16 protein-coding genes and 1 other annotated feature are annotated in these 24,301 nt (G+C 48.4%); of the genes, 3 read left to right on the top strand and 13 right to left on the bottom strand.

The features are described from left to right. Window positions 1–612 precede the first annotated feature (612 nt). Together V5J77_RS09020 and V5J77_RS09015 are read right to left on the bottom strand one after the other, a co-directional pair. Window positions 613–1,431, bottom strand: a complete 819-nt coding sequence (locus tag V5J77_RS09020; protein ID WP_338555439.1) for a radical SAM protein — start codon at window positions 1,429–1,431, stop codon at window positions 613–615. Window positions 1,432–1,515: 84 nt separating this feature from the next. After that, window positions 1,516–2,211, bottom strand: a complete 696-nt coding sequence (locus tag V5J77_RS09015) for a DNA alkylation repair protein (RefSeq protein WP_338555438.1) — start codon at window positions 2,209–2,211, stop codon at window positions 1,516–1,518. Window positions 2,212–2,444: 233 nt separating this feature from the next. Here V5J77_RS09015 and V5J77_RS09010 point away from each other — a divergent pair, with 233 nt between their 5' ends. Then, on the top strand, window positions 2,445–2,876 hold the full coding sequence (locus tag V5J77_RS09010) for an HIT domain-containing protein (protein WP_338555437.1): 432 nt from the start codon (window positions 2,445–2,447) through the stop codon (window positions 2,874–2,876). 315 nt (window positions 2,877–3,191) lie between these two features. Here the strand turns inward: V5J77_RS09010 and tyrS are convergent, their stop codons facing one another. From tyrS to V5J77_RS08960, 10 genes are all read right to left on the bottom strand, one after another. Further along, on the bottom strand, window positions 3,192–4,451 hold the full coding sequence (gene tyrS / locus V5J77_RS09005; RefSeq protein WP_338555436.1) for a tyrosine--tRNA ligase: 1,260 nt from the start codon (window positions 4,449–4,451) through the stop codon (window positions 3,192–3,194). Between the two features lie 139 nt (window positions 4,452–4,590). Continuing rightward, window positions 4,591–4,813: a binding site (T-box leader), on the bottom strand. Between the two features lie 119 nt (window positions 4,814–4,932). Continuing rightward, window positions 4,933–5,844: a carbohydrate ABC transporter permease gene (locus V5J77_RS09000; RefSeq protein WP_338555435.1), complete on the bottom strand. Its 912-nt coding sequence runs from the start codon at window positions 5,842–5,844 to the stop codon at window positions 4,933–4,935. Between the two features lie 18 nt (window positions 5,845–5,862). Then, window positions 5,863–6,792 (bottom strand): ABC transporter permease subunit, encoded by a 930-nt coding sequence (locus tag V5J77_RS08995; RefSeq protein ID WP_338556662.1) that lies wholly within the window; start codon window positions 6,790–6,792, stop codon window positions 5,863–5,865. Between the two features lie 125 nt (window positions 6,793–6,917). After that, window positions 6,918–8,420, bottom strand: coding sequence for an ABC transporter substrate-binding protein (locus V5J77_RS08990; protein ID WP_338555434.1), 1,503 nt, complete (start codon window positions 8,418–8,420; stop codon window positions 6,918–6,920). A gap of 160 nt (window positions 8,421–8,580) precedes the next feature. Then, window positions 8,581–10,149, bottom strand: coding sequence for a response regulator transcription factor (locus tag V5J77_RS08985; protein WP_338555433.1), 1,569 nt, complete (start codon window positions 10,147–10,149; stop codon window positions 8,581–8,583). Continuing rightward, on the bottom strand, window positions 10,124–11,962 hold the full coding sequence (locus tag V5J77_RS08980) for a sensor histidine kinase (protein ID WP_338555432.1): 1,839 nt from the start codon (window positions 11,960–11,962) through the stop codon (window positions 10,124–10,126). Before V5J77_RS08980 ends, V5J77_RS08985 begins: the two co-directional genes overlap by 26 nt. A 119-nt stretch (window positions 11,963–12,081) precedes the next feature. Further along, complete coding sequence (locus V5J77_RS08975; RefSeq protein ID WP_338555431.1) at window positions 12,082–14,880, bottom strand: hypothetical protein; 2,799 nt, start codon at window positions 14,878–14,880, stop codon at window positions 12,082–12,084. Between the two features lie 265 nt (window positions 14,881–15,145). Further along, complete coding sequence (locus tag V5J77_RS08970; RefSeq protein ID WP_338555429.1) at window positions 15,146–17,722, bottom strand: glycosyl hydrolase; 2,577 nt, start codon at window positions 17,720–17,722, stop codon at window positions 15,146–15,148. A 250-nt stretch (window positions 17,723–17,972) separates the two neighbouring features. Next, window positions 17,973–19,145: a benzoate/H(+) symporter BenE family transporter gene (locus tag V5J77_RS08965; protein ID WP_338555428.1), complete on the bottom strand. Its 1,173-nt coding sequence runs from the start codon at window positions 19,143–19,145 to the stop codon at window positions 17,973–17,975. Between the two features lie 216 nt (window positions 19,146–19,361). Further along, window positions 19,362–20,249, bottom strand: coding sequence for a glycoside hydrolase family 43 protein (locus V5J77_RS08960; protein ID WP_338555427.1), 888 nt, complete (start codon window positions 20,247–20,249; stop codon window positions 19,362–19,364). 243 nt (window positions 20,250–20,492) lie between these two features. Here V5J77_RS08960 and V5J77_RS08955 point away from each other — a divergent pair, with 243 nt between their 5' ends. Beyond that, a complete protein-coding gene (locus tag V5J77_RS08955) occupies window positions 20,493–21,791 on the top strand; it encodes a hypothetical protein (RefSeq protein WP_338555424.1) in 1,299 nt (432 codons plus the stop codon). A 167-nt stretch (window positions 21,792–21,958) separates the two neighbouring features. Here the strand turns inward: V5J77_RS08955 and V5J77_RS08950 are convergent, their stop codons facing one another. Continuing rightward, complete coding sequence (locus V5J77_RS08950; RefSeq protein WP_338555423.1) at window positions 21,959–23,035, bottom strand: hypothetical protein; 1,077 nt, start codon at window positions 23,033–23,035, stop codon at window positions 21,959–21,961. 479 nt (window positions 23,036–23,514) lie between these two features. On the opposite strand from V5J77_RS08950, the gene sigK reads away from it, so the two are divergent. Then, window positions 23,515–24,213 carry an RNA polymerase sporulation sigma factor SigK gene (gene sigK, locus V5J77_RS08945; protein ID WP_338555422.1) on the top strand — a complete coding sequence of 233 codons (699 nt, stop codon included), beginning with the start codon at window positions 23,515–23,517 and terminating at the stop codon, window positions 24,211–24,213. Window positions 24,214–24,301: the final 88 nt, after the last annotated feature.

Below are 24,301 nucleotides of genomic sequence, written 5' to 3'. Positions count from 1 at the left end.
TTCACGAGGCCAAAGACAATGCCTTACAGCATGACCTCCTCGAAAAATACATCGTCTGCAGCTGCCAAATTAGCGAACCAGTCGCTCCTCGCCATTTCCGCTGCAAGCTTGCGCAGCTCCGACAGCCGAGCCCCTTTCATCGCCTGATAGCCGGAATCAGCGACGGCGAAACCAGAGAAACGACTCCTTCCTATATTGAAGCCTAAATGTGAAAACGGCTGTCGAGGGTGCTCGACAACCGTTTTTGATTACAGGGATCTAAATAACGCCATATCTCTAAAGCTTTTGATCAAAATTCACACTCTCGCACGGAGAGCGACAGCATATCTCGTGTTTCAATCCACGCTCTCTCACGGCGAGCGACAGCGACATATCCCATCTCGTGAAGCCTTGCGCAGCAAGGGGGAAATGGAACATTTCCGCGAACCTCTACATTCAACTGCGTTTCCTAGCACTCAAGAAAATGAAAATCCGAGTTTCCCCTTATCTGGCGCAATGTGCGAAACTCCCAAGGTTTTCATGGGAGCTTAACGTTCGCGCGACACTTCTCTATTATCCTAGCATCCAAACCCACCACTTACAATCATTTCCTATAAAAATCTAGTCGTCCGCTCAAGGCTCAAACCCCGCCTGACTTATAAACAGCTGCTCCTCCGCAAAAACCTCACGGAACTGCCGATAAACCATCTCGTAAGCCGAAGGCTCATACCATTTCTCAGCTCCTAGCTGCGCATATAGTGCCTCCAGCCCAAGTCGCTTAGTCCGTTTACCGCCGCTTCCATCCCCCATAAAATAATCGTCTATGCACACCCGATTCACGAGCATGGCAAGCTTGCCCGCAAACGTCTCGCTGCTCGGCAGCAATGGCGCAACCGCCGCCTGCGTCGGCACTCCCGCTACTTTCAGTAACCGCAAAGCTTTCAATCGAGCTTGAATGGGCGGAGCCATCGGTGAAAAATGCTTGCGGATTGCCTCCAAATCCGTCTCCACCGTCATACTGACCCGCACCCGGCTTCCCAGCCGCAGCAGCAAGTCGATATCGCGAGTAACCAAGGGGCTTCTCGTCTGAACAAGCAAAAAATCCGGCGGCTCCTCCGCCATTGCCTCCAGCAAGGAGCGCGTCACCTGCTCCTTATATTCGGCTGGCTGATACGGGTCCGTGCTGGAGGACATAAAAATCGTCACAGGCCCCTTCGCCTTCGCTTTCCGCAGCTCCTTCTTAAGCAGCTCGGCGGCGCCAAGCTTGACATCAACCCAGCTTCCCCACTCCTGTCCACGAAAGATGGACACCGGCATGCCGCGCACATAGCAATAGGAGCAAGCAAAAGCGCAGCCCGTATAAGGATTCAGCGAATGACTGTAGCCTGACAGAAAGCCGGTCCCTTTATTAAGCAGCGTCTTCGGCTGCTTGTATAAAAGCTCATTTTTCATCGTGCCCCCTCCAGCTTTCCACAACATAGGCATGCGCTGTTTGCCATCTGCTATACTTATTCTGCTTCAATCAGCCTTGCCTGATTAGCTTTTCACAACTTTCCGCTTCATGCTGCGGATCATCGCTTTCGTATCCGGATCGATGCGGTACGATTCGGTTATTTTTTGCAGCGCTTTGTTATACGTGAACGTATCGAGCGCATTATTTTTCAAATAGACCATCGTCGGTTCCGGTTGCTTGATGTAGCAGATGGATACCGCCCATGCCACCGCCATTTTCACATAATAGGCAGGATGATCAATCTGATCAAGCCGCTGAAGCACCCGCTCAATATATTCCTCATTCACATAAAAATGAAGCAGCATAACCGCGGCAAAACGCAAATCATATTCCTGCTCCGATGCAAAATACGGCTGAATAAAATCCCATATTTCCTGCGAATGTTTTTTGGTCACCTTCAGCCCCGCACAAAAGCTATCGCAGACCGACCAATTATCAATTTTCGGCACAAAATCGGCGATATAGCGCTGAAGCTCCTCCATATCCGTCTTCACGAGGCCAATAACCATGCCTTGCAGCATGACTTCCTCGAAAAATTCATCGTCCGCCTCCGCCAAATAGGAGCGCCAGTCCCCCTTCGCAATTTCTGCCGCAAGCTTACGCAGCGCCGGCAGCCGAACACCCATTACATTGCTAATATTCGGTATCAATGACGCAGCAAACTTTTGATAGTCTGCCTCTGCCCGCAATAACAGCTCTTCCCGTATCGTTTGTGCCATTTCTATCCCCCGCTATTCCATTCATCTCGTCTTATCCTTACTATACCTCAAGTGGCCAAAGTTGTGAGGCTAAGAGAATGAAAGAGCAAGATATTGAAATCTATTACCGCCTATCACAACTCCTATAGCTTTCAATTTCATTACCTAGATAGGCTAGCTTTTGGTAAAATAGAGCTGTTCGCACGATCAGCCATCGCCTTATCATTCTATCCTCCAAAGGAGCGATTCCATTGATGAATCACGATTCATGCGTATTTTGCAGGCCAGAGCTAGAGGCGCGGCAGCGAGCTATATTAAGCAATGAAAGCTGCATCTTTTACCAAATGCCTCAGGACATTTTAATTGGCTCCGGTTTGATTGTACCGCGGCAGCACCGTGAAAATGTTTTTGAGCTGACGGAGCAGGAGTGGGCCGATACTTATCAGCTTGTACATAAGGTGAAGGCGCATTTAGATGAGCTGCATCAGCCAGATGGCTATAATTTGCAGTGGAATACGCAAGGCGCAGCAGGACAGCATCTGTTTCATTCTCATTTGCATATCATACCGAGATTTGCCGACGAGCCGCTGGCAGGCAAGGATTTGCGCAGCTTTTTGGGTAAAGAGGATAATCGCAGGCCCAGCTTGGCGGCCAATGCCTTCCAGCATGGAACTCCTATTAAATAGTTAAAAAAATAGCCAAACAGCTTCCTTATGCTGTTTGGCTATTTTTACACCGACTCTGTTTAGCTGGGCAACGGCCTCTATTCGAACTTTTCGCGGACTGAAACGCCGCTATTCTCTGCAATCAACGCTCGATGGAAAGTTTCGCGGACTCAGAAGCAGCTATTGGCTGCGAATGCCCCATTTTTGCACAAAAATCGCATGGATAGCGGCTTTCCTGTCCGCTCAACCGTCGAAATCAACAATATGCTTAAAATAGCGGATCGTCAGTCCGCAAAAGAAGTCATGCTGCTTGCTGCTTGCTTCACGCTAAATGCTCTAGCCCAATTTTACCAGGCTGTAGTTTTTTTTGCCTTTACGGATAATGATGAACCGTCCGCCAATGGCATGCTCCGCTGTAACGGTAAATTCGAGCTCCGTCACCTTCTCGCCGTTCATGGAGATGGCACCCTTCGTAATATCCTCGCGCGCCTGACGCTTGGAAGGCTCAATGCCGAGCTCGACGAGCCAGTCGACGATGTTTTTCGGCTCTCTGTCCGCTGTGAAGGTCGGCATTTCTTTAAAGCCCTGCTCAATTTCGTCCGCTGTCAGCGAGCGAATGTCGCCGCTGAACAATGCCGCTGTAATGCGCTTCGCCTGCTCCAGCAGCTCTTCGCTATGCACAAATTTCGTCATTTCCTCTGCCAGAGCCTTCTGCGCTTCACGTTTATGAGGCTCGGTCTGCACCTTCTCCTCAAGCGCTTCAATTTCCGCTTTGCTCAGGAATGTGAAAAATTTCAAGTATTTCACGACATCGCGGTCATCGGTATTCGCCCAGAACTGGTAAAACTCGAATGGCGTCGTTTTGCTTGGATCAAGCCAAATCGCGCCGCCCGCCGTTTTGCCGAATTTCGTGCCGTCGGCTTTCAGCATGAGCGGAATCGTCAGGCCGAACGCTTTCGCCTCCGCGCCTTCCTTTTTCCGAATCAGATCAAGGCCGCTCGTAATGTTGCCCCATTGATCGGAGCCGCCGATTTGCAGCTGCACATCCTCGTTCTGGAACAGGTGCAGGTAGTCGAGCGACTGCAAAATTTGGTACGAAAACTCGGTGAACGAAATGCCGCTATCGAGTCTGCTCGATACGACGTCCTTCGCCAGCATCGTATTGATGCTGAAGTTTTTACCGAAGTCGCGCAAAAATTCAATGACATTGATTTTGTGCGTCCAGTCGTAGTTGTTGACCATGCGCACCTCATTGTCGCCGTCGGTCATAAAAAGCTTTCTCAGCTGGGCACTTAATGCATCAACATTGGCCTGCACCTGCTCCAGCGTTTGCAGCGAGCGCTCGGTCTGGCGTCCGCTTGGATCGCCGATCGTTCCGGTCGCTCCGCCAATGAGAATAACGGGACGATGGCCCGCGAGTTGAAAACGTTTCAGCATCATAAACGGAATCAAGTGGCCGATATGCATGCTGTCGCCAGTCGGGTCAACGCCGCAGTACAGCGACACAGCCTTCGTATTCGTCAGCTCGCGAAGTCCCTCCGCATCCGTCTGCTGGTTAATGGCATCGCGCCATTCAAGCTCATCCATAATATTCAAAGCAAACAACCCCTTTTCCATTCAATAATAGTGGTCATGTTGTACGTTAATGAGCTCGGACTGAAACGCGCCGCGCCGCAAGAGGACTGTCGGTCGTTTCACCTTGGGCAACAAAAAATCGCCCCTTGTCTACTAGAGACATAGGGACGATTGAATAACCGTGGTACCACCCAACTTGCACGAACAGTCTGCAAACAACTGATCATACCGCTTTTAAGCGAAATAACGTTCGCCCTGCCGCTTGGCATTACCCAAGATACTCCAGAGTGTAATTCACAGCCCTTGTATGTGTCAGGTCTCATCAACCCCTGACTTTCTGCAACAGGGACAAAGCTGCTACTGCGCTCTATCAACGTATAACATGTATTAGATTATAGACAGTATAGCGGAACGTGAAAATCATTGCAAGCCTAAGTAAAAGCGAATGCTGACGCTTCTACAGCTCAACCTTTTCATATTGCTGCGTTTTTTTCACCGCCTTTTATTCCTTCACTGCTCCAATCGTCAGCCCTTGAACGAAATAACGCTGGAAAAAAGGATAAGCCAGCACGATCGGTCCCGTCGCCAACACGACCATTGCCATTCGCGACGTATCCTGCGGCATATTCTGTAATATGCTGGTGCTGATCGCCGCATTGGTCGAATTTTGCATAATAAACTGCATACTCGTTTCAATTCGCATCAGCATGGATTGCAGCGGCACCAGATTGGGCGAATCAATATACAAAAGGGCATTAAACCAGTCATTCCAATAGCCCAGCGTATTAAACAGGCCGATTGTAGCAATGCCGGGAAGCGACAGCGGCAGCACAAGCCGAATAAACGTTTGCAGCTCGCTTGCCCCGTCTATTTTTCCCGATTCAATAATGGCGGTTGGCACCATCGTACTGAAAAACGTTCGCATAATGAGAATATAAAACGCATTGACGAGCATCGGCATAATGAGCGCCCATATCGTATCCTTCATATTCAGCAGCTGCGTAACGACGATGAAGGTAGGCACCATGCCACCGTTGAACAGCATCGTAAAAATCGCAAAAAAGCTGAATAAACGACGATATTTAAAGCTTCTCTGGGAAATAGCGTATGCATAAAGCGTAATGATGACAAGGCTCAATAGCGTACCGACGACCGTTACAAAAATCGTAACGCCATACGAGCGCAGCAGCGCCTCGCCTGTCCGAAATATATAATGGTACGCCTCCAAACTCCATTCCTTCGGAATAATGCGGTAGCCGTTCGAGGCGAGTGATTTTTCATTCGTGAATGAAATGATGACCACGAATAGAAAGGGAAAGATACAAGCCATCGCAATAACACCTGTCAGCAGACTCAGGAGAAAGTTGGCAGCAGGTGAAATTTGATCGAATCGCCTTGGTTTTTTTACGGGCACGACAAGCTCCTCCTTCGTTTAAAACAAGGCATTATCCTTATTTTTTCTTCTGACGATGTAGTTCGACAGTATGACAAGCAGAAAGCCGACAAAGGACTGATAAAGCCCGGCAGCCGTGCTCATGCCGATTTCGCCGTTCACCTTCAAGCCCCGGAATACATACGTATCAATGACGTTGGTCATCGAATACAGCAGCCCCGAATCCCTTGGCACCTGATAAAAGAGTCCAAAGTCTGCATAAAAGATTTTTCCGACAGCCAGCAGCGTCATAATGGAAATGACCGGAGCGAGCAGCGGAATCGTAATATTCGTAATCTGCTTCCATTTGCCTGCACCGTCAATCATCGCGGCCTCATAAAGCGAGCGGTCAATTCCCATAATAGCCGCCAAATACACGACGCTGCTATAGCCAACGCCTTTCCACAGGTTGACCAATACGAGAATAAATGGCCACTTGGAAGGCTCCGAATACCAATTGATTCGCTCCATGCCCATCCATTCGAGCGTTTTATTCATCAGCCCTTTATCAAAGCTGAGGAAGCTGAATACAAAATAGCCGACAATGACCCAGGATAAAAAATAAGGCATAAACATCGCGGTTTGAAAAAGCTTGCTCAGCCGCCTATTTTTCAACTCGACCAAAATAATCGCCATCGCAACAGCCAAGATAAGTCCTAAAATAATAAATGCCGCATTATACAGCACCGTATTGCGCGTAATAATATAAGCATCCGAGGTGCTAAACAGAAATTTAAAGTTGTCCAGGCCCACCCACTTGCTGTCCATAATGCTGGCAAAAAAGCCATCCTTGCTGTATCTGTACTGCTTAAAGGAAATGATCGTTCCCGCCATCGGCAGGTAGGAAAAAATGAAAAACCAGAGGGCGCCCGGCAGCACCATGAGGAGCATCGCCCGATTGCGCAGGATATCCCGTAAAAACATTTTCAGCTTGACGTTCTTGAAGCTCTTGACGTTCATGTCGTTCATCTCCTTAAGCGGACCACTTCTCAATGACCATTCTCGTTATAAAAAAGAGAGGCAAATCCGAAAATTCGCCTCTCCTTGTTCACGGATTATTTAGGATTCGCCGCTCTCCACGCATCAAGCTGAGCTTGTGCCTCCGCAATAACTTTATCCAAGCCTGCTGCTTTAAACTTCTCAATCGCCTTCGGCAAATATTCATTCGGATCAACCGTGCCCGTCATTAGCGCCGACCAGAACTCGCCTTTGACGTTCTGGATTGATGCAAGCTCGGTCGTGACGCTTGTGGAGTCAAAGTTGAAGCCAAGCGTTGGAGCTACTTTCCCCGCTTCATTGAACACCTTGTATTCATCCCATTTGTTCTCAGGATCGCCCGTATTGAGATACGTCAGCGTTACATTGCCAAGCGAGAAGGTCGGCATATCATAATTTTTCGACTCTTCCAGGTTTTCCATCGCATTGTCAGCCGTTTTCTTGTAATGGACGTTTTCGATGCCGGAATCAATCATATTGCGCAATACCGGATCGGTATTCAACAGGTTCAGAAACTCCATCGCCTTTTCTGGATGCTCTGAATTAGCCGAAATCGCCTGCAACGAGCCCATAACCGACCAGTTGAAAATCATTGATTCGCTGGCTGGTGTTGACACCACAGGATATCCATAGCTTGCACTCCACAAATTGTCGGCAAAAGGCGTCGTCGCTGCGCGGTCAAGAAACCATTTGCCGGATTTTTGCGTATCGTCCAGCCCATTGGTCGTTGCCGCCTCTGGCGAAACGTAGCCCTTCTTGTAATAGCTGTGCATCGTATCCAGCGCTGCCTTAAGCTCCGGCGTCTCCAGCACGTTTACCACTTTATAGTCGCCTTTATCCAAGCTTACGACCATGGGCAGGTTGGAGATCAAATAGTCGTACGGCAGCACGGGCATATAATCCTTCGTGATGGCGAATGGCGTAATATCCGGCTCGCTGTCTTTAATCGTTTTCAGCAGCGGCTCTATGCTTTCCAGCGTATAGATGCCCTCCATGCTCAAATGGTGTTTATCCAGCAGGGTTTTGTTAAAGCGCCAAACTTCAAGCGCCGGAAGCTCTTTTTTCGCTGGAATACCGTAGTTGTGGCCATCTACCTTGGAGCCTTCAAGAAAGGCCGGATCAAGCGTATCCATAATGCCTTTGCCCTGCTCCTTCAGTAAATCATCCATTACGTAAAAGGCTCCTTTACGGGCATTTTGCACGTAATCGAATGCCCATGAAGAAGTAAACATGATGTCCATAGGCGTTCCTGAGGAGGTAGCGATTTGCATTTTTTGCGTATAATCGCCCCAATCAATTTGGGTCATTTTAATCGTTACGCCAATTTTCTCGGCTGTATATTTGCTGACCTCCTCCATAACGCGGTTGACATCCTTTTGCGGGGTTCCGATTGTATACCAGCTCAGCTCCACCGTTTCATCTTTTGCCGTATTGCCTCCGCTGCTGCCGCTGCCCGCCGTGGCACTCGTTTCTTTTGCCCCGCCGTTTGAGCTGCATGCCCCAAGCAGCAGCGAGAATGAAAGCAGCACCGCGAGCAGCAGCAAGCTTTTGTTTTGTCTCATCAATCGTTACCTCCCTTTTTTTTACATCCCCTTGACCATCGCTTAACGCTTACTTGTAGATTACTGGATGTAAGCACTTTCAAAAAGAGAAGAAACTAAACAAACGCTGTTCAAAATAAACATCTGCCCAGCCGTTCTTTATGCGTGCGAGTCATTCCATTCATTCCGTGTCATTCAGGCTATGCGCGTCACCGTTTGCTGCAAACAACATGCTTTTATATTCGGATGGCGTTACGCCAACATATTTTTTAAACTGTTTATGAAAATAACCGCTGTCCCAATAGCCGACGTTTCGGGAAATTTCATGAACCTTCAGCGCGGTTGTGCGAAGCAGCAGCTTCGATTGCTCAATTCGGTGCTTGTTGACGTATTCGGTAAAGCTTTCTCCCAGTTCCTTCTGGAATAGCTTACCCAAGTAGACTGGATGAATATGGTATTTATGTGCCAGCTGCTTGAGGGACAGATCGGTAGCAAAAAATTGCTCTACGTCGTTCAGCACCAGCTTGACCGTGGGATTCGTCTCCTCTTTAATAAGCATCGTGGACATGTTATAAATCGTGCCAGTCATAATGGCAAGCAGCTCCTCCCATTCGGACGCCTTCGCCGCCTTGCTAAAGGAAGCATTCATATGCTCCGCAATAATGGCATTCACCGCATTAGCTCCTCCCATCTCCTGATGCAGCCAGAGCAGCGTTTGCATCACCAACATGCGAAGTCCGCTAGGCGTCGCTGCGCCAGACGCTTGAATCGCCTGGAAATCGTCTGTCAGCTCAGCGACAAGCGCCTCCGTATCCCCGTCGGAAACCTTCTTCCTATAGCTGGCCCAGTTTAATTGTGCATCAGAAAGCAGCTCATCTCTTCTTGCTGCATAATCCTCATACAAAGCAATTTCTTCCTTATGCAGCAGCAAAAAATATTCCTGAGCCCGCAGCGCATGCTCATAGCTGAGCGCCTCCTGCACTCCTCTAGCCTGCGGGGAGCCGATTGAAATCCGATAAGGGCGCGCCTCCTCCCTCTGCCTAAGCTGCAAGGCAAATTGCATAGCTTTAGCCGCACAAGCCTCCTCCTCCTCCGCCATAAACACAAGCACCGCATCGCCCTCTACATTTTGCAGAAACAGCCTGTCTCCGCTGGCATTTGCCGTTTGCCGCAGCTCTTGCAGAAGTCCATCCTCCGGCTCGCTGCCTCCTCTAAGCAGCATCGTGGAAATATATCGGCCGCTGAAGGAAATATCCAGCAGCGCTGCCCGCTCCTGCAATTGAACGTCATCAATCGCAGCGGTCAGCCAGCGATAAAGAATCGTGTCCTTCAAAATATCTACCTTCTCAGCCTCAAGCGCGCTGCTCCTTCTCGTCTCATCCAGCTTCTTCACCGTATGGTCAAGCGTCGCGGTCAGCTCGGCGAAATTAAGCGGCTTCAGCAAATAGTTTTCAATGCCCAGCTGCATGCCTTCTTTTAAATATTCAAAATCATTGAAGCCGCTCAAAATAATAACCTTCAGCTCCGGCCTGATCGCTCGCGCAGCCCGAATCAGCTCCAGCCCATTCATAATAGGCATGGAAATATCGGTAATGAGCAAATCAGCGGGAACCTGCTGCAGCAGCTCCAGCGCCTTGCGCCCATTTTCCGCCTTCCCCGTCAGCTCCAGACCATGAGCCGCCCAATCTACGGCATCGCATAGCCCCTCTAATATAAAGGGCTCATCATCTACCAGAAATACGCGGTACATTTGCAAGCTCTCCTTTCCTTAAAGCCGGGAAGCTGAACGTAACCCTCGTCCCTTTTCCTTGGACGCTCTCGATGTCGAATTTCCCGTCTTTGCCATAAATCAATTCAAGCCTTTCTTTCACACTCCGCAGGCCAAGCGAATTCTTCGGCTCCTGAACGGCATACTTGCCAAGGGAGCGTTTAATGTGCTCCAGCCGCTCCTTGCTGATGCCAACTCCGTTATCCTCCGCTACAATCGTCACCCTTTCGTTTTCCAACGCGGCGCTCACTTTAATGAGGTTGTCTTCCTCCTCCGAGCGCAGGCCATGGACAATATAATTTTCCACTATCGGCTGCAGCGACATTTTGATCATCATGCGATCCGCAAGCTCAGGGTCACAACTAATGACGTAGGCAAAACGATCCTTGTAGCGAATGCGAAACAGCTCCAAATAAAGGCGGCAATTTTCCAGCTCCTCCTTCATCGTCACGACGGTCTGCTGCTGGACAAAGCTCTTGAACAGCAGAGCTAGGCTATAGATCATCTCGCTGACATCGGCGGCGCCATGGGAAAGAGCCCTCATCCGAATGACCTCAAGCGTATTGTAGAGAAAATGCGGATTAATCCTCGCCTGCAACGCAGCAAACTCCGTATGCTTTTGCTTCAGCTCAGCCACATACACCCGGTCGATATAGCGCGAAAGCTCATCGAGCATTTTGTTGAACCCTTGCGAGAGCTGCCCGATTTCATCCTCCTTCTCGTCGACAATTCGAATCGTCATATCGCCCGTTTCTACCCGCCGCATCGAGCGGATCATTCGGTTCGTCCGGCGTGAAAAATTAAAGACGACGAACGACGGAATCGAAATCGTTATCAAAATAAAAGCAAGGCTCGCTGCGAATACGACATTTTTCATCGGCTCGTAGATCGCTTCCACCTCCCGCTTCGGCATAATGCCAAATACGGTGTAGCCGAGACTGCTGGACGGGAGCATCGAAATATAGGATTCCTCCTCCAAAAAGGCTAGGCTGTCCGCCGATTTTATTTTGTCCGCATACGGATAGAGCTTGCCGTAATAACGGTCCGAGGAGTCAAAAATGACCTGTTCATCTCCTGATAAAATCAAAATGTAGCCCTGCCTGTCATGACTCTCACTCGCCAGCGCCGTTTTGAGTGCATCCGCTTGAAAAAAAACGAGCAGTTGCCCGACATTGCCCAGCGTGCCAACCTCATTGATATGTACTCTGACGGAAAAAAGCTTGTCATCCCATTGGCCAATCGTTTTGCGAACCCATAGGTTTGGCGTAGCTATGACGCTGCTTTCCAGCGCCATCGCATCCGGAACATAGGATTTTGACGCCTGCGTCTGATACAGCTTTGTCAAATTGCTTTGCCCGAACATATAAAGAAACTGCTTCTCGGAGCTAAACAGCAGCATATTCGCAATATCTGCATCATTTTCAAGCATTTTTTTAAAAAAATCCAAATCATCTACACCGCTGCCCAAGTTATTGTAATAGCTGTCCATTTTGAAATTCATATATTCGGAAAAGGAATGCTTCAGCAAATAGGATAAGGAATAGGAAAAGGACGGATCACGATAAATGTCCTGCACCTGCTGCTGGACGATGTGAGCCTTGCCAGTGAGCTGCTGATGGACACGCTCCATGGACATTTTCTGCTTCTCCAGCTCATTGTCAGCTACGGACTGCGACATATAATCGACTGTAAAATAAGCGAGAATCGCCGTGGCGCATACAATAATGAAAGCAAAAACAAGCATGATTTTGACAAATAAATTATTTTTAATCGCATCTATATACAGCTTCTTCATCCCTTCCCCCTAGTCGCTTATTTCTTCATCCACATGAATAGGAAAAGGAAGACAGGGTATCGCCCTGTCCTCCTGCTTTTACTAGTATAAGATGAAAAGTTTGACAAATGAATCTATTTTTAGCTGCGTACATAAAGCGGCTGCGACTGATTTCCAGCGTAGTCCTCCATCACAATGTAGACGGTGGAGGCGGTCGACGTGAGGCTCAGACTTGCCTTCGTCGTTCTGCCGCGAATGATTTTCGCAAAGCTGCCCGCGCTGCCGGAAATATAAGTGACCGGAAATGACTTGGCTACGCCATTTTCATACACATACATATAGCGCCAGTCCCTCGTATTTGGCATCGGCAAATTCAGCGTATTGCCGCTCCATAACCATTGCTCGCCATAAGGCTCCACTATTTTGTCGATAAAATGGCCGCTTTTGCTCACGGAGCCTCCTGCCGCCGTCGTAACCGTTACGATAAAATCATCGCCGTTAATCGGCATATTGCTGAAGGTCACGCTAGTTGCGCCTGCCGCCGCCGTCTGCTGCTCAAGGATAGGCTGCGCCGTCGTAATCCAGTTCAGCGAACGCACGCTTACCGTCGTATTCCCCGCTGCATTCGGCGGATTCACCCAGCTTACTGAAAGCTGCCCATTCTGCTGAGAGTCTACATGAATGCCAGCTACCGACTCATTCAGATTAAAAGGAAGCGTTGCTGCAAAGCCCTCCAAGCCGTCCGCACCAATAGGAACGACCTTCAGCGTGCCTGCTGTAGACGGAAGAGACTTGATATAGAACACCTCATCATATTTGCCGCCTACATAAACGTCATTAATATAAATATCGTATTGCTTTACCTTCGAATAGTCGGTATCCATATTCCACTTAATGTTCATTTCGCCCGTATCGACAAAGGCTTCCGTAATGGCAAGGCCGGAAGGCGCAGCAGGCTTAAGCGCAGTGCCGTCGAAAATGCGAATTTGCCCCACATTGAGCTGGTAATCCGCAATTGCGCTTGGCCCTGGAGCAACGACAAGCCCGAAAGCGGCGAGCGATTTACCCGCATAGGCGCCCAGCCCAAGCTGCTGCGTAACCCAGCCATTCGTCTTATTGCCGGCATTTGGAATGGCGACCTTGACGACCTGACTCGGATTATCTTTAAAAATAAGGCCGATATAAGCAGCCGATGCATCATTAGCCGAAGGCTTGTTATACGTGATCGACAGCTTGGAGCTTGCGTTTACGCTCAAATCGGTTTTGAACAGGCGCAAGAAATTTTCAGCGTTGAGATTGCCGTTCAGCACGAGCGAGCTGCCGCCATTATAGCCGCCAAGCTGGGCATATTGATAACGCGGCGTAGCCGAGATATCATATTTTGCGCCGTAGTCATAGTCCACCGTCAGACGATTGCCCGCCGTATCCTGCCACCACTGCCAAGTGACTGGCACATCCTGCAAACTCATATTGGACCACTCGCTGTTATTGGAAATAGCACCGTCCTTGTAATAGGAAAGGCCATGACCCGTGTTGAAATTTGTGTAAAAGTTTGTGCTGCCAATAACGGAGCGCTCTGCAATGACCGAGGCGATTCCCGGCCAATAGCGGTTGTCGGCATAGACGTCGGCTGCCGTGTTCGCAGCGGATACCGTCGTGTTTTTCGGATTCAGATTGGGGCCTGACCACCATAGCTGATCACGCACATTCGTCATCCATTGGTAGTTGTTTTCCGACCTGCGGCTAACCGGCCAGCTTTGCCCCATATCCTCATCCAGACCCGCATGGACGAAGTCCGCACCAAGCGTAGCAAGGCTTAGGCGCGGCAGGCCGCTGCTCAGCTTGCTCGTAAGGGCCGTTCCTTGAACAGACCCAAATCGGTCCCTTCCTGCCTCCAAGCCGGCGAAGCCGATATCAAAAATCGAATAGGCTGTACCATTTGCAGCATTGTAGCTGGTCAAATAAGAGTTCGCGCTGTTAATTTGCGTATTGCCAACCCCGTAGTCAAAGAAAAAGGAATTGGTGACCGCTCTATGATTCACCTTGTCATGCAGCATTGAAATATTGTTATTGTTGAACGTCCGGGCAAACGTATTTGCCCCTGTCGCGGTATTTAGCGAGTCATACCATTGCACATAAAGGCCGCCGCTTTGCAGCACCTTCAGAAATGCGATATACGCTGGAATGTCCGCTGTCGCTACGTTAGGAGACAACTCCTCCTGATTCATAAAATAGCCGTCGTAGCCAAAATAATCGGCCATTTCAATCATTTTTTGGGCGACTGGGAAATTTCCGTTGCTGTCTTTGACAAGCATTTGCTTGTAGGTTTGCTGGCCGCGGTCATTGTTGGAGAAAAAAACGCCAGCGAGGGAGAGGACGCCGTTTTTGTGCGCGGCATCGGTGTACGTTGGATTAGGAATATTCAGCATGCCGAATTCAAACCATTTTTGCTGCCAGTTCGCTTGGGCCAAATCATCATAATATTCGGGCGGCGTGTAAGCGCTCGCCGTTCCGTGCCAATAAGAATAATAGTCGATGTATTGCCAGAAGTTGAAATGATTCTGGGCAAACTTGTTTGTATAGGGTGCATTTTCGATAAAAGCATTGCCATAATCGCCTGCAACGTTCATCATCTTGACATTGGCATTCAGCGTGGGCTTTGCTTGTGTGCCGGCAAATGGCAAAATCCGGTTTTGCAGCGGCACCTTCGACCGCAGCTTCTCGGCATACGGATCTGTTGCCGGGCTCCAATTCGCAATTTGACCACTCGTGTAGCCGTGGACGCTTGGCTGATTGCTGCCGTGTGCGCTTTCCCCCTTGAATGGCCATGTGTCGCCGGCATAGGCTGTAAGCGGCATCATGGTGACGAGCATAGAAGCGGTTAAAGCAACGGCTGTCCATTTACGAATAGCCGCTTTTTTTCCTCCTGTTATTTGCATCGTTCCATCTCTCCTCGCACAATTCGATTTACAATGTAACCATAACCGATGTAAGCCCTTTCCATAAGCAGATAAATTAAATATTAGCTGTTCAAAATAAAGAAAAACCATTTTTCATAAGCTGAAACCGTTGTCGCCATCGTTTGGCGGCGCAGCTCGTTTCAATCCGATAAATGGGTTGTAGTTGTAGCGCGCAGCACCTTCCCTAACACAGCAAAAAGGGCTGGAGCAGGAATTTCCCCGCTCCAACCCTTTTGTTGCCTGCTTACGGCTCAATCCCCCATACAAGCTGACCTTTCATGTAGCCGGTAACCTGCTCATTGTTTACGAACTGACTGCTGGATGCCTTGAAGGAGTAATCTCCCGTTTGGTTATAATTGGACCAGTCGGCTTTGGAGAAGCGCGCTTGAATTTCTGCGCTCTGACCGGGATTCAGCGTTCCAGCGGAAGCCGTGAAGCCTAATTCCAAAGCATAATCGGCACCCTCAGCAGGAGTCGCCAGCTTAACGAATTTACCGGTTACATTCGCACCTCCGATGCTGGCCCAGTCGATCCAGAAGCTCTGATTACTCTCCCCGTCAATCGTATAATAATAACGGAGCAGCACATCACTGAGCTGAATGGCTGTATTACCCGTGTTCACAATTTTGAATTTGGGTGAAATGCCGTTGGTTGCGGCACTCGTATTGCCGTTAAAGGCCTGAACCGTCAGATTTCCCGTCGGTGCGGGAACACTGCTGTCCACAACATTAAGCGTTAATACAGCTTTATTTCCTCCGCTAAATTGAAAGGTTATTACATTCTGACCTAGCGGCAGCGTGGAAAGATAAGCTTTGCTCAGAACGATACCCGTACTTGTTGCCGTATAATCTTGGCCCGATAAAAGTGGAGCATTTCCATTCGAGATGCTTACAAGCTGGTGTCCGTTTAAGGTAAGAGCCACGGCAATATTTTGCGCTAGAGCTGCCGCTTTATCAAATACAGCGCTTACGGGTGCAATGGATGCGCTCGGCGCCGTATCTACAATTTTGACTTTTAATACGGGATCTTGGCCTTGATTGTAATCGAAAACAATCGAATGCTCGCCAATCGGCAGCGTTGACAGAAATGCTTTTTTCAGCAGCAGCGTATTTCCGCTCAACGTATAATCCTGAACCGCTGACAAGGCGTTAGCGCCGAGCCGGAGGGCGATTAACGTATTGCCCTTTGAATCCACCGTTACGGCAGGGTCGGCTTGATTGGCTGCATACTTGTCAAATACGATGGCTGCTGGTGTAATGGACGCGTTTGGTATTGGATTTTCAACCTTTAAATCTGGCAGCTCATCGAGCGTAATGACGTACTGGCTTTGGTACAGTGTTGTTAAGGTGGCAGGGTAATTGAAGGCAGAGCTCATGAGATGCTCGCCATACCAAGGCAAGAAGTAGAGCCATCCTGCTTTCTCCTCTGTCAGATTTGTGACGCTTGGGACGGTGTCATTCTCCGTCATGGCCACCATTTTCGTACCGCCCGTCAAATCAACAAGCTGATAAAAAATGGAGGTAATCGCATCTTCATTTGGGACGCCGGACAGGCCGTCATAGCGGTTGTAAATGGTATTGTATTTATCGTAGCCGATTATATCCACCTGATCGCCGCCGGGATACCATGCGGGAGAAGTGCTGTACACATAGCTGTTGTAGGTCCAGATCAAGTTGTGCAGGTCGTAGGTCTCTGTAAGCTCGGTATAAATCATATCCCATAGCTGCTTATACACCTCCGCGCCAGCTGAGGCCCACCAGAACCATGCACCCTCCCCATTCAATCCGCCGTTGCCCTCCGCCTCATGATAGGGTCTGAAAATGACAGGCACATTGTTATTTTGCAAAATCTCCAACTGCTCTGCCAAATGCTCAATGGCCATCATTACGTATTGATATTCTTTCGTGCCTGGAATGACCGCATTCGCTGTATTAAAATTAGTTTCCGTCGGTTTGTAGGTCGCTTCTTTCCAATCCACAAACTCTCCGAGCTGATAGGCCGTGAAATTTCGGGGAACCGTAATATGCCAGCTGCTTGTTGCAATCCCGCCCCGATTATTCACCCAGTCGATCATCCTGGCGGTTGTCCCATCCTCCCAGCCGTAAAGCGGATTATAGTTCAGAAAGTCAAACCCGCGAATGGCTGGATACTTTCCGGTTAAGTTATGAATCCAATCAAATTCCAGCTCGTAATTGCCGTCATTTCCGCCTCCGTATATTTCCTGCTGGCCGGAGAGCATATGTTTGCCGTAAACGTCCGTTAAATAATTCATCAGAAGCTGCGTTTCCGGTGTGGCCTCAGAGTCGACGAGGACAGGCTGCACATTCAGAGGATCAAGTGCGGCATAATCCACAGTAAAGGTATCAAAATAAGCGAAGCCCCAGCCAGCCTTCAATTGAATGGTATTGCTTCCTTGATTCAGCTTGTGATAGCCAAAATCGAAATTCGACCAATTGGTCGTGTAGGGAAGCATATACGAGCCCTTCGCAACACCATTAACGACTAAAGCTTGCTGCCTGCCGTCAGGACTGAGCTCCTGCATATAGCGGGTAGAGATCGTATACATTCCGGTTTCAGGGACAGCCACAGTAAAGGTAATAGTGCCGGAATTTTGCATCCAAACAAATCCACTTCCAGAGTATCCGGGCTTCTGTTGTCCATAAATTTGGGTCGTCACTTGAAGATCGGAGGTGAGCTGAGCGTTTTCGCTTTCAATTGTGAAAAGTGCGTTGTCTGCATAAACGGACGGTGCTGTCATTAATCCAAGCAGCAGAGCTAATGCCAGCATCATTGCGCTTGCCTTACTGAGTAAATTTTTCATCCTTGCCTTTCCTCCCACATTAAAAATGGTAAATACAAGATCAAAATATCAACTATTGGATGCGCTTCCACAGCAAACATAGCACAAACCCCATATTATGTAAATCCATCTTTATTGAAAATTAAAAAATGATGGACCGTCCAGCGTCCTTCGACACCTTGACTGCATCCATCACCTGTTTATTTAGATTGAGGCCAGTTAACGTACGGCTGTTATAGAGCAGCAACCATGCTCGGCATGCTCATTCCTTTTATACACCAGACACTTCCACTGGTTTCGGCTTGCCCTCCTTGAGCACTTTGGCGATCAGACAGCCTATGAGCAATGACCACACAGGCGATGAAATGCCAAAAAAAGAAACATTGGCAATCGCAATAATGAAAGCAAACAACGTCGAAAAACGGTAGGACGTTTCTGAAAAGACCGCTTGCAGATTGCCAATCAGCACCCCAGCCAGCGAGAAGCCGGACAGCAGCACAATAAACGCCGATGGCAGCCTATTAATCAGCACAAGCATCGCTCCGGCAAATACGCCGAAAATAATAACCAGCACGCTGCAAACGATACCCGCCCAGATGCGGCTCTTTCTTTCCCCAGCTTCGTCGCTGCTGCATAAGGCAGTCATCATCCCCCCAACGTTGACCGCATGTCCGCCGAAAAAACCAACGAGCAGTGTACCGAGGCCTGAAAAAACAACCGTCTTGTTCACAGGCGGATGATAGCCATTTTTCTTTAAGGCAGCCAGCGATACTGCAATATCATTGCTCAAAATCAATATAGCAATTGGAATGGATATCGAGATGAAGCTGCCTGTTGTAAAGGACGGACTAATCCAGTGCGGCATACTAAATTCAGCTGCCTCAGCCGCAGGAAATTCATGCCAAATGAGCAGGCCGATGACGCCAAATGCCAGCATTCCAAGCAAGGGCGGAATTGATTTATTCAGCTTAGGTACGATAAGAAAGCCCAGAAAGGATAATAAGCCGATAATCGGAAGCTCTTTAATAGCCGGAATAATCGCCACGACGTAATGCAGCACAATTCCCGCCAGCATCGCGTCCAGCATCGGCTTTGGAATGAGTCCCAGAAGCTTGCCGAATAAGCCGGTAACGCCAAGCAGAGCAATAAGCACGCCAGCCATAATAAAGCTGCCCGCGAGCTCCTTGATCGGATAATGCAGCGCTGACGCACTGAGAAAAGCGACAGCGGTAAGCGAATGAGCACCAGCAAACGGCATTTTATAGCGAACAATAAGCCACAAATTTAGCGCACCGCCAATGACATAAACCGCAAACAGCCACGATAAAGCCTCCGCCCGGCTGAGTCCAAGCGCATCCGCTGCTTGAATAATGAGCACCGCGCCTCCTGTACAGGCCATAATCGCGGTTGCGAGCCCGCTTGATATATTTTTGGTGTTCAGCATGACTTTTATATAAAGCTCCTTCCATCTCATGACGCGTTCATAAGCTGCAAAATAGCAGCTTTAAACCTTTTCTTATTCTAGTATTTCTACTACTTTTGTACAACTCTCAGTCCTGCTCTTATTTACGGTGCCATCAGTCAATGAAAATAGACCTAAGCTGGCGGGTAAAAGAAAAGATTACCTGCCCGGCTTAGGTCTCGAGGGTCGAAGCATCACTTAATCCATTTGATCCAGCAAAATAAATTGGCCATCCGCTTCTTCCAAGCGGAAAATAACCGGCCGCTCCTGCGGATGCTTGTTAGGCGCATGAATGGTCAGGCACAGCTGGCCTTCAAACGTTTTAAACAGCATGCCATGCCCCCCATCCTTTGCGAACAAAGGCTCAGCATCCTGAATCCACGGTCCCGTAATCGTACCGGAGGCTGAACGGGCAATGCCCATCGTATAACCTTCCTGACCGCTCGTGGACCACATCATGACCAGCTCGCCATTTGCCATCCGATGCAGGAAAGGGCCGTCCGTGACATAGTTTTGCTGATTATCGCCGCCGCCGACAGACCATACAGCATCTGACGCCTTGAACAATAAAATCGGCTCGCCCACCGCTTCCTTCATATCACGCGTAATCCGAACCGCATACATTTCGCCGTCCTGCACCTGCACCCACTCCTTGCAGAACACCATCCACGGCTCGCCAGCGTTGTCGACGAACAGCGTGCCATCGAGGCATTCCCAAGCCAGCGGAGTCAGCGCCCTGCTCCATGGCTCGAACGGCCCTTGCGGCTGGTCTGCCGCCAGAACGCCCGTTACCCGCGGAATGCCGTCCGCTTTAAAGCTTGCGAACATATAATAGCGGCCGTCCCACTCATACACCTCTGGCGCCCAGTAATGATGATCCGACCAGAAGTCTGGCTCAGGGCGGAAGCAGGGAATCGGACCGCTCCACTCAGCAAGATCCTCGCTCTCATAAACATCAAAGCCAATCGCTTTGCCGCTCCACACATTTTGCCCGATGGAGCCGTACAAATAATATTTTTTGCTGCCTTGGTCCACTAGTATAAACGGATCACGAAAATGAATATGCCCCAGCTGCTTTTTGCCCATTACAAACGCCCCTTGCATTAAATTTAATCGTATTCATCAATGAATTTATACATTTGTTAATTAGAAAATATGTAAATTAACTTATTCACATCATATAATTTGATGGGTCTCTTTGCAATCTTTTTTGAAGGAGGCTATGGTGCTCTAAACGTGACCCCGCCTGCAACAATTTCCGCGCATATTCGTCTGAAATGAGCATGCAGATAAAAATTAATCGTTCATTTCACTAAGAGGAGGGCAAGCATGAAAGCAAAGCATATAACCGTTCAAGGCTGTATTTTATTCAGCCTCTTAATAGCAGGATGCTCTAACGATAGCAAAGTAGAGACGGCGACAGCAAATGAGACGCCTCTTTCAACTGCTCAGCCTGCGGCTTCCAATTCCGATGTTAAGCTAACCAGCCTAAGCTTCACAACGAGCCGCAACCCCGACGGCAGCATCCGCGCAGAAATATCCGATGCTTTCGGCCATTATACAGTGGGCAGCAGCTCTCCTGTCGAGCTTCAAGGAGCCATATATCACATGGTCACTCTGTATCGTGGCGACGATATCGTTACAAATGCGCTTCTTTCGCATCGCCTGGGACAGGACGAGGTAAAGGTGGAATGGAGCGAGACGATTACCGACTCCAACAATCGCTGGTACAATTCTTTTCATTCGGGAAAGGAGCGGCAGCTGTTAAAGCTCGACGAAGAACGGCTCGTTTTTCTTGAGCCGGAAATAATTAATAACGGAGGCCGCTACCACCTATCCGTTTTAAATGCCAAGACAGGCGAAAGGACAAGGATTCGAGAGGATTTTTGGCCGTTGACTGAAGACTACGACTATATTTATCAATATCAATGGAACGAGGACAAGCAGCAGCTGTTTATGCAGAGCTATTTGGGCAATGTGTGGTTTTTCGACCTGTTGGGCGAGGACAAGCAAGATCGGCTGCCGGAAAATACGTTTCGCGTCATTCCTCATTCGACGACCGGGGCGCCTTCCTTGTTCCTGTCACCTGACTTTGAGCGTTTCGTCCATAACGATGAAAGCGGGGAGGTTACTTTTTTTACAGCTGACGGACAACGGCTATCAAGCGTTAAGCTGCCGGAAAAACGCTATGTCCCCTCAGAGTTGATGAAATGGAACCCGGCAAGTACCGTGGCTTGGATGGACACTGCCCCAGAGCAGCAGCATCGCATCACAGGCATCGACATTGACTACTTAAAACTGGCCCCAGAGCAAATTTATTTTTATGACCGTGATGGACTGCCTATTGCTTCCTTGCAAGCCGCATCGGGCGACCGTTCAGCGATAGAAGTCGTTCAGTGGCTCGATTCCAACGTCGCGCTCATTAAAGCCTATACTTACGCTCAAAAAAACACGACGGATTACGACATAGAAGAAACAAATATCAGCTACTACAGCTATGATGTCATTCATAAAGTGAAAAAACAGATGGAAGCAGTACCGCGCGCAGCATCGGGCGAGGAGTCCGCCGAAAAGGCGAAAGTCCGCACTTCCGCGGATGGGCGAGCCCTTATTTATGAACAAGGTTAACAATAGGGCGCAGTAAGCGTTCATTCTACAGCAGCAAGAAATCCCCTCTATTTTTTATAGAAAATAAAAGACTGGCGATGGCGTGATGTCCATCGTCAGCCTTTCGTTTTTCACATCAACAATATGCAGGTTTATAAGGAAAATCAAGGGACGGTATAGAGTCTTAACTAAGAGCTATTCATCGAGGGTGCTTCATCTCGTACATCCTGCTGCAAATCATTGCTGCCCCTTCCATCAATGAGCGCAATCAGCTTCTCAAGCGCTGAAATTTCCAAAGCTTTAATCGTTTCCACACTTTGCTTCATCTTGCCGATGAGGTGCAGATCCTCGCTTATTTCTAATTTGAAATAAAGATTGCGCAGTACAAGCGATTTCTCGATCAATAGTGATAATTCATCCGCTAAAGCAGCTGAAGGCTCTATGCTGCCCGACTGAATCAAACGGTCGTAAAGTAAGCGCATACATTTCTTATGCTCATACAAAATATGAAAAGGTAGGCTCGAATGCACGGTGCTCTGCTGCTGGATTCGATCAAGAAACTGCTGCAAATCCGCATAAATAGCCATGCCGAATGCTGCATGTTCTCTTGGCTTTTTAAATAACGGCATTCGCTCATACGTATTTCCAGCGTACAAATAGTCCTTCAGCAGCTTGCTCGCTAAGGATAAATTAAATTCATAATGCTCGACTTGATTCAGCTCAATAAGAACGATTTTGGAGCGATTCAGCGCCCGTCCAGAATTCCCTTGCTTCGCAGCATTGACAAGCGCCGGAATAGAGACTGTGACAGCCCTGTACTGCGCGTTGAAATAATCCATTAGCGTAAATTCATTTTTCTCCAAATCATAGCCGGTAATGAGTAATTGGCTTCTTCGATTAACCTTCCCATAAAAATTTGAATAAGGCACATAATAATAATCGCAATTTATGTAAACATATTGATTTTTGTCAATGCAGCTTATAATAAATTTATCTAAGTCCGTCCATTGATTAATTAAACTAAATTCCATTTCTTGGTTATAGAGCCACGGGTTATTGTTATGCCTCCACATGAGGAGATCGCCTAAATAAAAGCTTAGCCAATGAATATCCTGATCAAAGGCCTTATCCGAATACAGCTGTATAAAATGGTTCAATATCCAGGCCTGAGACTTCTCATCATTACTCATAACAGCCAAAAAATGAGAATATCTTTTGTACCCCACAACTATTGGTATCGTTACCGGCAGCATCTTTTTTGTCAAACGATCCTTCCTTTCTCATTATAATTGAGTGCTTGTCACAATTATTTCCTGAGAAACTCTAGATGAAATTGACGCATGATGATAATAAAATTGCAACAGAACGCCCTTCAAGCATACTATTTTGCAATAATTATCCTATAATTGTAACGTATTCGTTAACAGGGGGCAATCCTTTTTGCTGCTTTCGGCAAATGCTTCGGAAGCTCCAAGAGCCTGCGGAAGCGCTTGGTGCGGCGCATTTACCAAGGCTGGAACGAGCCTGCGGAGGTGTAAATGCCGAAGTAATTTTTCCACACTTGATCGCCGACCGAATATATTCATATTAAGCGTACGATAGGCATACTCATTTTTGTCCGCTGACGTCTTTTCGAATGTACATGCACGTATAGGCCCCTGCCTACATACAATGTAAAATTGATGTTCGTGCACGCTGAGGCTGATTAAGAGGCCCGGCAATACTTCATGGGGGTGTCTTGACGATGGGATTATTTGCTGCTATTGCTTTATTTATTAAACAGCTAACGCTGCTCGTGTCGTACGTAAAAAATAACGCTTTTCCGCAGCCGCTGCGTGAAGAAGAGGAAGCAAAGCATCTTGCGCTAATGGCACAAGGCAATACGCATTCCCGCAATCTACTTATCGAGCATAATTTGCGCTTGGTCGCCCATATCGTCAAAAAATTTGATAACACGGGAGAAGACCTGGAGGATTTGATTTCCATCGGCACCATTGGTCTAATTAAAGCCATTGAAAGCTTTCAGACCGGCAAAGGTACGAAGCTGGCAACCTTTGCTGCCCGTTGTATTGAGAACGAAATTCTCATGCATCTTCGCTCCTTGAAAAAAACGCGCAAGGACGTGTCGCTGCATGATCCAATCGGCACGGACAAAGAAGGAAACGAAATCACGCTCGTAGATATACTTGGGAGCGACCCAAATGAAATCGTCGAAACTGTCCAGCTTAAAATGGAAAAAAGTAAAATTTATAAAAATTTAATCATACTTGATGAACGTGAAAAGGAAGTCATTATGGGCCGATTCGGCTTAGAGCATGGCGGGGAAGAACGGACGCAAAGGGAGATTGCAAAGGAGCTTGGAATTAGCCGCAGCTATGTGTCGAGAATTGAGAAACGGGCGCTGATGAAGCTGTATCATGAGTTTTATAAAGTGAAGAGGTAACGCCGAACGCCACTTAAAAGCAATGACGCGGTTTCTAGAAATGCCAGAAAGCGCGCCATTGCAGCATTTGTGAGCTTCAGCCCGCTGC

Origin of the sequence: Paenibacillus sp. KS-LC4 (genome assembly GCF_036894955.1) — a bacterium.
Classification (GTDB): Bacteria; Bacillota; Bacilli; order Paenibacillales; family Paenibacillaceae; genus Pristimantibacillus.
The sequence above is the reverse complement of the archived record's forward strand: the minus strand, read 5'-3'. Positions and strand labels throughout refer to the sequence as shown.